Genomic DNA, 11232 nt, shown 5'->3' on the forward strand with positions numbered 1-11232 from the left:
CATTTCGGCGCATCTCCTGGGTGCGCCGCTTGCCTTGATACGCGAGGGGCGGCAATGTCGGCGCCCCCGGCGGCGCGGTCGCGCCGCTGCCCGGGGCGCGTGGCCGGGGTCGTTCGGCCGCCCGTGCCTCGTGCACCTTTCCTTTTTCGTAAAGCCACGGGTGTCGCGGCCATGAAGGTCACTGTCGAGCGGGCCGAGTTGCTCAAGTCTCTGGCCCACGTCCATCGTGTCGTCGAGCGGCGCAACACCATTCCGATCCTCGCCAACGTGCTGATGCGCAGCGATCCGCGCGGGCTCGCGCTGCGGGCCACCGACCTCGACATCGAGATTGTCGAGACGATCGCGGCCGAGGTTCAGGAAGAGGGCGCGACAACCGTTCCCGCACATACGATCTACGACATTGTCCGCAAGCTGCCGGAAGGCGCGCAGGTGCAGATCGAGACATCGGGCGACCGCAGCACGCTCACCGTGCGCGCCGGCCGTTCGCGCTTCGCCCTGCAGACCCTGCCGGAGAATGAGTTCCCCGATCTGGCCGCCGGCGAGATGACCCATAGCTTCACCCTGCCGGCCGGCGAGTTGAAGCGCCTCGTCGATAAGACCCAGTTCGCGATCTCGACCGAAGAGACGCGGTATTATCTCAACGGCATCTATCTCCACGTGGCGGACGCTGGCGGACCCGTGCTGCGCGCTGTCGCAACCGATGGCCATCGCCTAGCGCAGGCGCAGACAACCGCGCCTACCGGCGCCAGCGGCATGCCCGGCGTCATCGTGCCGCGCAAGGCCGTCGCCGAGATCCAGCGGCTTGCCGAAAACGCGGATGCCGAAGTGACGGTGGAGCTTTCCGCCGCCAAGATCCGCGTGTCGCTCGATCGCGTGGTGCTGACCTCCAAGCTCATCGACGGCACTTTCCCGGATTATGGCCGCGTCATTCCGGTCGGCAACGACAAGACGCTGGTGGTCGACAAGGCCGATTTCGCTTCCGCCGTCGATCGCGTCTCCACCGTGGCCAGCGAACGGGGCCGGGCAGTGAAGCTCTCCATCGCCGATGGCAAGCTCACCCTCTCCGTCACCAACCCGGATTCGGGCAGCGCCACCGAGGAAATCGAGGTCGAATACGCGGCGGAGCCGATCGATATCGGCTTCAACAGCCGCTACCTCCTCGACATCACCTCGCAGATCGAAGGCAGCACGGCCGAGTTGAAGCTCGCCGATCCCGGTTCGCCCACTCTCGTGCAGGACCCGGACAAGCGCGGCGCGCTTTATGTGCTGATGCCGATGCGCGTGTGAGCGCGACCACGACGGTTACCGCCCGCCTCGCGCGCCTGCGGCTCACCGATTTCCGCAGCTACCCGTCTGCGGATATTCGCGTCGGCAAAGGGCCCATCGTGCTGCTGGGCCAGAACGGGGCCGGGAAGACCAATCTTCTGGAAGCGATCTCGCTGCTTGCGCCGGGTCGTGGCCTGCGGCGCGCCACGCTCGACCAGTTCGCGGCGCGTCGGCCTGGCGCCCAGGGGTGGGCGGTGTCCGCCGTGGTCGAAGGGGCGTATGGCGAGGTCGTGCTCGGCACCGGCGTCGAAGTGGACAGCGAGGCGCGAACCCGCCGCTGCCGCATCGACGGTGAGAGCGTGGGCTCGGCCGCCGCCTTTGCCGCCCATGTCCGCATCGTCTGGCTGACACCCGACATGGACGGGCTGTTTCTCGGCCCCCCTTCGGAACGTCGGCGTTTCCTCGACCGGCTGGTGCTGGCGGTCGACGCCGAGCACGGGGCGCGGGTCAACGCGCTGGAGCGGGCGCTGCGGTCGCGCAATCGCCTCCTTGAGGAGCCCACGACCGATCCGCGCTATCTCGACGCCGTGGAACAGGAACTGGCGGCGCTGGCGATCGCGGTGGCCGCAGCGCGGATGGAAACGGTGCAACGGCTTGCCGCCGGCATCGCGCAGGGGCGCGAGGCGGGTGACGACAGCGCGTCGCTTTTCCCCTGGGCAACGGTTGCGCTCGACGGCGAGGTGGAGCGTGCGCTGGCGACCGAACCGGCAACGGTCGTCGAGGATCAGTACCGGATGGCCTTGCGGGCCTCCCGCCCGCGTGACCGCGCGGCAGGGCGGACCCTGGAGGGGCCCCATCTGACCGACCTGCTCGTCGGCCACGGCCCGAAGGCCATTCCCGCCGGACAGGGCTCCACCGGCGAGCAGAAGGCGCTGCTGATCGGGCTCGGCCTCGCGCATGCCCGTCTGGTGACGGAGATGACGGGCGGGACGCCCGTCATGCTCCTCGACGATGTCGTCGCCTATCTCGACCCCGAACGGCGCATTGCCCTTTTTGCCGCGCTCGACGCGCTCGGCGCGCAGGTGTGGATGACCGGCGCCGACCCCTCGGCCTTCGCGGCGCTGGCTGGACGGGCGGAAACCTTCGCTGTAACGCCCGGCCATGTCGAGAGACTGCCTGAACCCTTGAAATAAAAGGGAAAACGCCCTAAATATTTGCCTATGCCGATGGGCTTGTCGGCGGGCTCCGCCGTCGTGGCCTTTCACCCGGGCCCCAGCCTGTCAAAGTGCTCGCGCCCCGCCACGAATTCACCGTGCGAGTGCGGTATAAATCCCAATCACGTCCTCGATTCGTAGAGCTTCATTCCATGGCCGACCCTGACAACGCTCCGTCCTCCGCCGCGAACACCGCGAACGGAGAAGACTATGGCGCGCAGTCGATTCAGGTGCTTCGTGGCCTCGACGCGGTGCGCAAGCGCCCGGGAATGTATATCGGCGATACGGATGACGGCTCCGGCCTGCACCATATGGTGTATGAGGTGGTGGACAACGCCATTGATGAAGCGCTGGCCGGCTATGCCGACGAAGTGACGGTGACGCTGAATGCCGACGGCTCGGTGACCGTGACCGATAATGGCCGCGGCATCCCGACCGACATCCATGATGAGGAAGGCGTCTCGGCGGCCGAGGTCATCATGACCCAGCTGCACGCGGGCGGTAAGTTCAACCAGAATTCCTACAAGGTCTCCGGCGGCCTGCACGGCGTCGGCGTCTCCGTGGTCAACGCCCTGTCGACGACGCTCGATCTCACCATCTGGCGGAATGGGCTCGAACATCACATGCGCTTCCGCCATGGCGATGCCGAAGCGCCGCTGGCGGTGAAGGGGCCCGCGCCCGAAGGCCGACGCGGCACGATGGTGACCTTCGTCCCAAGCCCGCAGACCTTCACGCATATCGAGTTCAGCTATGCGACGCTGGAACACCGGCTGCGCGAGCTCGCCTTCCTCAATTCGGGCGTGCGCATCGTCCTGACCGACGCCCGCCATGCGGAGGTGAAGCGCGAGGAGATGATGTATGAAGGCGGCGTCGAAGCCTTCGTGCAGTATCTCGACCGCTCCAAGCAGGCCTTGTTGCCCAAGCCGATCGTGATCCGCGCCGAGCGCGACGGCATCATGGTCGAATGCGCCCTCTCATGGAACGACAGCTACCATGAGAACGTGCTGTGCTTCACCAACAACATCCCTCAGCGCGACCGCGGCACCCATTTCACCGGTTTCGCGGCGGCCCTGACACGCCAGATCATCGGCTATTCCGAGCGCTCCGGCATTGCCAAGAAGGAGAAGGTCGACCCGACGGGCGAGGATTGCCGCGAGGGCCTCACCGCCGTGCTCTCGGTGAAGGTGCCGGACCCGAAATTCTCGTCGCAGACCAAGGACAAGCTGGTGTCGTCCGAGGTGCGTCCGGTGGTCGAAGCGCTGGTGAACGACGCGCTCGGCACCTGGCTGGAAGAGCACCCCGGCGAGAGCAAGGCGCTGGTGACCAAGGTGGTGGAAGCCGCTGCCGCGCGCGAAGCCGCGCGCCGGGCGCGCGAACTCACCCGCCGCAAGAACCCGCTCGATGTCGCCTCGCTGCCCGGCAAGCTCGCCGACTGTCAGGAGCGCGATCCGGCCAAATCCGAACTTTTCATCGTCGAGGGTGACTCGGCCGGCGGCTCCGCCAAGATGGGCCGCAACCGGGCCTTCCAGGCGATCCTGCCGCTGCGTGGCAAGATTCTGAATGTCGAGCGCGCCCGCTTCGACAAGATGCTCTCATCCGACCAGATCGGCACGCTGATCACGGCGCTCGGCACGGGCATCGGCCGCGACGACTTCAATGTCGACAAGCTGCGCTACCACAAGATCATCATCATGACAGACGCGGACGTGGACGGTTCCCACATCCGCACCCTGCTGCTGACCTTCTTCTTCCGCCAAATGCCGGAACTGCTTGAGCGCGGGCACATCTACATTGCCCAGCCGCCGCTCTATAAGGTGACGCGCGGCAAGTCCGAGCAGTATCTCAAGGACGAGCGTTCGCTGGAAGATTACCTCATCACCCAGGGCCTGGACGAGGCTTCCTTGCACCTTGCCACCGGCGAAGTGCGCGGCGGGGCCGATCTCCATCATGTGCTGGAAAGCGCCCGTTCCTTCCGCCATGTGATGAACGGGCTGCATCCGCGCTATAATCGCGCGGTGGTGGAACAGGCGGCGATCGCCGGCGCGCTGACGCCCGGCCTGCTGGTCGAGGAAGAGCGCGCCACGGAGATCGCCAATATCGTCGCCGGCCGGCTTGACCGGATTGCCGAGGACACGGAACGCGGCTGGGTCGGCGAGGCCGACGGCGCCGGCTTCCGATTCACACGAACCGTGCGCGGGGTGAAGGAAGTAGCCGTGCTCGACGCCACCTTTATCGGCTCCGCCGAGGCGCGCCGGCTCGACAGCCTGGCGGCCGACCTGCAGGAGGTGCATGCCGACCCTGCCACACTGCGCCGCAAGGGATCCGAAACCCTCGTCTTCGGCCCGATGGACCTGTTCGACGCCGTCACCGATGCCGGCCGCAAGGGCGTCGCGCTGCAGCGCTACAAGGGCCTTGGCGAGATGAACGCCGAGCAGCTGTGGGAGACGACGCTCGATGTCGACGCCCGTTCGCTGCTGCAGGTGAAGGTGAAGGAAGTCGCGGACGCCGACGACCTGTTCAACCGCTTGATGGGCGATGTGGTGGAACCGCGCCGCGAGTTCATCCAGGACAATGCGCTGCGCGCCAGCGTCGACGTCTGAGGCCAAACTCCGCGAAGCGCTGTTCTGGCGCAGATGTGAGGGGCGGACGGCTCGTCGCGGAGCCCGCCCGCCCCATAGTCTTGTGCGACTTCCCTTACGACAGGAGCCGCACCATGCCCACAGCCCTCCGCCCGCCCCGCACGATGCTCGGCGTCGGCCTTGCCGGCCTCCTTGCCCTCTCCGCCCCCGCTCTCGCCCATCACGGCTGGAGCTGGGCGGAGAGCGAGCAGTTGACGCTGGAAGGCACCATCAAGACCATCTCGATGGCGCCGCCGCACCCCTCGCTTGAGGTGACGGCCAGCGACGGAACGCTCTGGCAGGTCGATCTCGGCAATCCCCGCCAGACGGCCGCGTCCGGCTTCACCGGGGATACGGCCAAGCCCGGCGACGCCATCACCGTGCTGGGCAACCGCAATCGCGACAGCGCCAAGGCCCATATGAAAGCGGTGCGCATCACGCTGGCGGGTACGCATTACGACATGTACCCCGAGCGGATCGGCCGCAACTGAGGCCGCAGGTGGAGGATCCGGGAAGCCTTCTCGCCGCGCTTGGCGACTGGCCCGGCGCCCGCGCCTTGCGGGCGTCGTGGATCGCCTACCTCCTCGTCAATGCGGCCCACATTCTCGGCGTCGCGCTGCTGCTTGGCGCCATTCTCGTGCTCGACCTGCGGCTGCTTGGTGCCTTCGGCTCCGTGCCGCTTGCCGTGATGGGGCCGCTTCAGCTGCGGGTGGCGGCTTTTGGCCTTGGTCTCGCTGTGCTCACGGGGGCGTGGCTGTTCTCGATACGACCCACCGACTATGCCGCCAACCCCGCCTTCCAGATCAAGCTAGCCCTCCTGGCTGCGGCGCTCGTGAATATCGGGCTTCAGCACGCTAATACAGGCTTCCGGCGGGCGATGACGGACGCGCCTGTCACGCCCGCTGTGCGCGCCTGCGCCGCCGCGTCGCTTGTGCTCTGGATCGCCCTTCTCGTGGCGGGACGGTGGATCGGCTTCGCCTGAGGCGGGCTTGGCCGCAAGTTCACTCGCCTTCGCCGCCCGCTGGCACTAAGGTGCCCCGTCCTTTGCGTCGAGTTCTTGTCCATGACCTCCCTGCCCTCCCCTGCCCCCCGCACCGGCGCCCGCCTCCTCGTCGATGCCCTCCTCGCCAACGGCGTTACGCGCAGCTTCGGCGTGCCCGGCGAAAGCTATCTCGACGTGCTGGATGCGCTGTCCGACAGCGCCATCGACTTCGTGATCTGCCGGCAGGAAAGCGGCGCGGCAATGATGGCGGAAGCCTGCGGCAAGCTGACCGGGCGACCGGGAATCTGCTTTGTCACCCGCGGGCCCGGCGCCACCAATGCGAGTGCCGGCATCCATATCGCCCAGCAGGACTCGACGCCGATGATCCTGTTCGTCGGGCAGATCTCGCGCGCCATGCGTGGACGCGAGGCCTTCCAGGAGGTCGATTACCGCGCCGTCTTCGGTCCGCTCGCCAAATGGGCGGTAGAAATCGACGATGTGGCGCGCATTCCGGAAATCGTCTCCCGCGCCTTCCGCGTCGCGATGCAGGGCCGACCGGGACCGGTGGTCGTGGCCCTGCCGGAAGATGTGCTGAGCGCGCTCGCCGAGGTGCCGGACGCGCCCGCCGTGGAGCCGGCCGAAACGTGGCCGGGCCTTGCCGACATGATGCGGCTGCAGCGCCTGCTCTGGGCGGCGAAGCGGCCGCTGATGATCCTTGGCGGGGCGCGCTGGAATGAGCGCGCGGTCGCCTCCGTCGCCCGCTTCGCCGAGCGCTTCGACCTCCCCGTGGCGGTCAGCTTCCGGCGGCAGATGCTGTTTCCGGCGGATCACGCCTGTTTCGTCGGCGACATCGGCTTCTCCGTCAATCCGAAGCTCACGGCCCGGCTGAAGGACGCCGACCTCATCATTCTCGCCGGCGGGCGGTTCGGCGAGGTGCCCTCGCAGGGCTACAGCCTGCTCGGCATTCCTGATCCCGGCGTGCCGCTCGTGCATGTCCATGCCGATGCCGAAGAGCTGGGCCGGGTCTATCAACCCGCGCTCGCCATCAACGCCTCCTCCGGCGCCTTCGCCTCCGCGCTGGAAGGGGTGCAGCCGCCAAACACCATCACCTGGGGCGACTGGCGGGCGCAGGCGCGGGCCGATTATCTCGAATGGACCGAGACGCCTCCCGCCAATCCCGGCGCGGTGCAGATGGCGAGCCTCGTGCACTATCTGCGCGCCCTGCCCAAGGACACCATCGTCTGCAACGGCGCCGGAAATTTCGCCATCTGGGTGCACCGCTTCCATCGCTTCCGCGCCTATGGCACGCAGCTCGCGCCAACGTCGGGGTCCATGGGCTATGGGCTGCCGGCTGCGGTCGCAGCGAAAATCTCCCAGCCGGGGACGCCCGTGGTGGCTGTGTGCGGCGACGGGGATTTCCTGATGACCGGGCAGGAATTCGCCACCGCGGTGCAGTATGGCGCGCCCATCGTCGCCATCGTGGTGGACAATGGCATGTATGGCACCATCCGCATGCATCAGGAGCGCGAATACCCGACACGCGTCTTCGGCACCACGTTGAAGAATCCGGATTTCGCCGCCTATGCCCGCGCCTTTGGCGGCTTCGGCGTGACGGTGGAATCCAACGAGGCGTTCGTGCCCGCGCTCGACGCGGCCTTTGCGTCGGGCGTGCCGGCGATCGTGCACGTAAAGCTCGACCCGGAAGCGATCACACCGACCACGTCGCTCACGGCGCTGCGGGAAAAGGCGCTGGCGGGGCGGCCGAACGCCTAGAGCCTGATCCGATCAGGTTGAAACAACCTGATCGGTGAATCAGTCTCTAAAGTATTGATAGATAACGTTTTACTGATGATTGCGATGCAATCAGATCGGAACGTGCTCTAGCCGGACGGCGGCCGGGTCTGCGCGATCACGGTGACGGGCGCCTGCGCCAGACGGCGGCAGAGCCGCCGCTCCTGCACCAACGGCCACCAGTCGAACAGGAAGATCTCCATTGGCCGCCAGTTCGCCACCCAGCCGAGGATGACGAGGCCTTCCATGACCACGTTAGCGAGGCGTGAGTGAGGGAAGAGATTCACCAGCGATTGGCCGACCAACAGGCATAGACCGAGCACGATAAGGCCGATGGCCAAAGCCTTGCGGCCCTCGGCGAAAAGGTGGGTCAGCTCGCGGCTGCCCCGTTCCACCCGGTTCTGGAAATGCTGCCGGAAAACAGCCGGCAGGCCCTGGGCCAGCGGCCCTTCGACCTGCGCGGACGGAAGGTGGACGACAATGGCCAACGAGGTATCGGGCGCCACGTCGAGGGCGTGCTCGCGCACATAGTCGTCGACTTCCCGGTCGAGACCCCGCTCGCGGAAGGGAAAGGGGTCGAGCATGTCGAGCAACTGCTGCGGGTCATCCACCCGCAGGTCGATCTGCCCCTTGCGCCGTCTCGGCATGTCGTCCCCCCGTCGTGAGAGGCGCGGCTCCCGCGCGCCTCTCACCTCACCGACACTGGCTTGCGCTACGCCTTGGCGAGTTCACCGGAAAGCGCCCGCGCGATCAGGGCGCGGGTTTCGGGAATGCCGTAGGCGGCGACGAAGCCACCGAAACGCGGTCCTTCCTTCTCGCCGAGCAGAAGCTCGTAGAGCGCGCTGAACCACGCAAAGGTCACGCCCGGGCCGCCGGAAGGGCTTTTGCGCTTGTGGTCCTGATAGCGCGGCTCGGCCCGGCCAACATCGAGCACGGCGTTCTGGATCGCATCGCGATCCTCGCCATTCACCTCCGCCAGCGCCGCGTCGAGCCGCGCCAGAGCCTGCGCCTCGACCTCGTCGGGCAGGCGATAGCTCCGGTGCGGCTTCACCCGGTCGATGAAATAGCGCACGGCATAGCCGGCCAGCTGGTCGACGGTCGGGTGGGTTTCCGGCGAGGTGCCGGGCGCATAGCGCTCGATGAAGCGCCACAGCACGCCCTTGTCCTCGGCATTGGAAGCCGAGGCGAGCTTGAGCATCAGACCGAAGCTCAGCGGCAATTCCTCCACCGGCGGGTTGCCGGAATGGATGTGCCACACAGGATTGCCGAGCCGGTTCTTCCAGTCCTGCGTTGGATAGCGGGCGAGGAAGCTGAAATACTCATCCACCGCCTTGGGGATCACGTCGAAATGCAGCTTCTTGGCCGAACGCGGCGACTGGAACATATACAGCGCCAGGCTCTCCGGGCTGGCATAGGTCAGCCATTCGTCGATGGTCAGGCCGTTGCCCTTCGACTTCGATATCTTCTGGCCGTTCTCGTCGAGGAACAGCTCATAGACGAAATGCTCCGGCGCGATGCCGCCGAGGATTTCGCTGATCCGGTCATAGATCGGGGCGTTGGTCTGGTGGTCCTTGCCGAACATCTCGAAATCGACATCGAGCGCCGCCCAGCGGGCACCGAAATCCGGCTTCCATTGCAGCTTCACATGGCCGCCGGTGACGGGAAGGGTCTTGTCCACCCCGTCCTCGTCCGTGAAGGTGATGGTGCCGGCCTTCGCGTCGACGGCCTTGAGCGGCACGTAGAGTACGCGGCCGGAAACCGGCGAAATCGGCAGGAAGGGTGAATAGGTCGCCTGCCGCTCCTCGCCCAGCGTCGGCAGCATCACCTCCATGATGGCCTCGTACTTCTCCGCCGCCTTCAGCAGCACGGCATCGAGCTTGCCGGAGAAGTAGTAGTCCGTGGCGCTGGCGAATTCATACTCGAAGCCGAACGTGTCGAGGAACCGGCGGAGCATCGCGTTATTGTGGTGCCCGAAGCTCTCATAGCCGCCGCCAAACGGGTTCGGCACCTTGGTCAGCGGCATCTGCAGATAAGGCTTGAGCGCCGCCGGGTCCGGAACGTTTTCCGGAATCTTGCGCATGCCATCCATGTCATCGGAGAAGCAGAGCAGACGCGTCGGAATCTTGCCCTCGGTCAGGACGTGGAAGGCGTGACGCACCATGGTGGTACGCGCCACTTCGCCGAAGGTGCCGATATGCGGCAGGCCGGACGGGCCGTAGCCGGTCTCGAACAGAACCTCGTCTTTGGGTTTCCGCTTCAGACGCTCGACGATCTTGCGGGCTTCCTCGAACGGCCAGGCGCCGGCGGTCTCCGCCAGCGTGCGCAGTTCGACTGCAAAATCTTCGACCGGAGCGGTCGCCGTCATGATAGGCCCTCCTGGGATTGGCTTCACTGAAACGTCAAAGGCGGCCGCGCCGCCTCGGCCCATGCTCTAGGTAGTGCGGCGGTCCGCGTCAATAAACGCTGATCGGGAACCAGCGCAGGTAGAGGTCGGTGTACACCCCCTCCTCCCACAGCTGGGCCAGCGCATAGTTCAGCGACTGGCGCAGCGGGTCGTTGCCGCGCTTGACCGCAATCCCCATCCCCTCGCCGAAATAAAGGCTTTCGGTGAAGGGGCCGCCGACAAAGACACAGCAGCCGGCGGAGGCGGTGCCGTTGAGCCACAGGGCGAGCTGCACGCCATCGCCAAAAAGCAGGTCGATGTCGCCCTTCTGCAAGGCGGCCCGCGCCGCGTCCGCATCGGGAAAGCGGCGGATGGCGATCTCGTTGAAGAAGTCGCGCAGATACGCCTCATGCGCCGTATCGGCGACCACGCCGACCGATTTGGAGGCGAGCGCGTCCGGCGTGACCTTCTGCGCCGGATCGCCGCGACGGGCGACGAAGCGGGCGGGCGAGCGGAAATAGCGATCGGAGAAATCCGTGCGCTCGCGGCTGGCGGCGGAAATGGCGATGCCCGCGATGGCAGCATCCGCCTTGCCGCTGTCCAGCGCCTCGACAAGCTGGTCGAAGGGCAGGATTTCCAGCGTGCAGCGAATGGCCAGTTCGGTGCAGATCGCACGGGCGATGTCGACATTGAAGCCGGTCGGGCGCCCGTCCTCGCCGCGGAAGCTGAAGGGCGGATAGTCCTCGGTGGTGACAAAACGTATCTGGACCGGCAGGCGGGTGACGTCCGGCCGCTCCGGCCGCCGCTTCGGGTCCCAGAAGCCCGGAACCATCACCGCCGCCGGAGCGCTGGCGGCGGCTGTGGCCGGCCCCTGTTGCGCCCACGCCACACCCGCCTTCAATACCAGCGCAAGGACAGCCGCGCCGGTAAGCACCGTCATCAAACAGGACTTAACTGCCGGATAAAAATACCGCACAC

At 66.5% G+C, this 11232-nt stretch carries 9 protein-coding genes; 6 read left to right on the forward strand and 3 right to left on the reverse strand.

Annotation, left to right across the window (positions count from 1 at the left end; genetic code table 11):
• Positions 1-171 precede the first annotated feature (171 nt).
• The 6 genes from dnaN (at position 172) to ACO07Z_RS06340 (ending at position 7853) form a co-directional block, all read left to right on the forward strand.
• Positions 172-1287: a DNA polymerase III subunit beta gene (gene dnaN / locus ACO07Z_RS06315; RefSeq protein ID WP_421697922.1), complete on the forward strand. Its 1116-nt coding sequence runs from the start codon at positions 172-174 to the stop codon at positions 1285-1287.
• Complete coding sequence (gene recF, locus ACO07Z_RS06320) at positions 1284-2459, forward strand: DNA replication/repair protein RecF (protein WP_421697923.1); 1176 nt, start codon at positions 1284-1286, stop codon at positions 2457-2459. Before dnaN ends, recF begins: the two co-directional genes overlap by 4 nt.
• Positions 2460-2632: 173 nt before the next feature.
• Positions 2633-5080 (forward strand): DNA topoisomerase (ATP-hydrolyzing) subunit B, encoded by a 2448-nt coding sequence (gyrB, locus tag ACO07Z_RS06325; protein ID WP_421697924.1) that lies wholly within the window; start codon positions 2633-2635, stop codon positions 5078-5080.
• A gap of 113 nt (positions 5081-5193) precedes the next feature.
• On the forward strand, positions 5194-5589 hold the full coding sequence (locus ACO07Z_RS06330) for a DUF6152 family protein (protein ID WP_421697925.1): 396 nt from the start codon (positions 5194-5196) through the stop codon (positions 5587-5589).
• 8 nt (positions 5590-5597) lie between these two features.
• Positions 5598-6080 (forward strand): DUF2214 domain-containing protein, encoded by a 483-nt coding sequence (locus ACO07Z_RS06335; RefSeq protein ID WP_421697926.1) that lies wholly within the window; start codon positions 5598-5600, stop codon positions 6078-6080.
• A gap of 81 nt (positions 6081-6161) precedes the next feature.
• Complete coding sequence (locus ACO07Z_RS06340) at positions 6162-7853, forward strand: thiamine pyrophosphate-binding protein (RefSeq protein WP_421697927.1); 1692 nt, start codon at positions 6162-6164, stop codon at positions 7851-7853.
• A gap of 107 nt (positions 7854-7960) precedes the next feature.
• Here the strand turns inward: ACO07Z_RS06340 and ACO07Z_RS06345 are convergent, their stop codons facing one another.
• The 3 genes from ACO07Z_RS06345 to ACO07Z_RS06355 all read right to left on the reverse strand — a co-directional run bounded on the left by ACO07Z_RS06345 (position 7961) and on the right by ACO07Z_RS06355 (position 11086).
• Complete coding sequence (locus ACO07Z_RS06345; protein WP_421697928.1) at positions 7961-8518, reverse strand: hypothetical protein; 558 nt, start codon at positions 8516-8518, stop codon at positions 7961-7963.
• 65 nt (positions 8519-8583) lie between these two features.
• Positions 8584-10236: a lysine--tRNA ligase gene (locus ACO07Z_RS06350; RefSeq protein WP_421697929.1), complete on the reverse strand. Its 1653-nt coding sequence runs from the start codon at positions 10234-10236 to the stop codon at positions 8584-8586.
• An 88-nt stretch (positions 10237-10324) separates the two neighbouring features.
• Complete coding sequence (locus ACO07Z_RS06355) at positions 10325-11086, reverse strand: transporter substrate-binding domain-containing protein (RefSeq protein WP_421700768.1); 762 nt, start codon at positions 11084-11086, stop codon at positions 10325-10327.
• Positions 11087-11232: the final 146 nt, after the last annotated feature.

Origin of the sequence: Ancylobacter sp., from assembly GCF_965229075.1 — a bacterium.
In the GTDB taxonomy this organism is placed as follows: Bacteria; Pseudomonadota; Alphaproteobacteria; order Rhizobiales; family Xanthobacteraceae; genus Ancylobacter.

What these genes read in the sequence shown, in the direction of transcription:
- dnaN (WP_421697922.1), top strand. Translation starts at nt 172, where the DNA reads ATGAAGGTCACTGTCGAGCGGGCCGAGTTGCTCAAGTCTCTGGCCCAC.
- gyrB (WP_421697924.1), top strand. Translation starts at nt 2,633, where the DNA reads ATGGCCGACCCTGACAACGCTCCGTCCTCCGCCGCGAACACCGCGAAC.
- ACO07Z_RS06330 (WP_421697925.1), top strand. Translation starts at nt 5,194, where the DNA reads ATGCCCACAGCCCTCCGCCCGCCCCGCACGATGCTCGGCGTCGGCCTT.
- ACO07Z_RS06340 (WP_421697927.1), top strand. Translation starts at nt 6,162, where the DNA reads ATGACCTCCCTGCCCTCCCCTGCCCCCCGCACCGGCGCCCGCCTCCTC.
- ACO07Z_RS06345 (WP_421697928.1), bottom strand. Translation starts at nt 8,518, where the DNA reads ATGCCGAGACGGCGCAAGGGGCAGATCGACCTGCGGGTGGATGACCCG.
- ACO07Z_RS06350 (WP_421697929.1), bottom strand. Translation starts at nt 10,236, where the DNA reads ATGACGGCGACCGCTCCGGTCGAAGATTTTGCAGTCGAACTGCGCACG.
- ACO07Z_RS06355 (WP_421700768.1), bottom strand. Translation starts at nt 11,086, where the DNA reads ATGGTTCCGGGCTTCTGGGACCCGAAGCGGCGGCCGGAGCGGCCGGAC.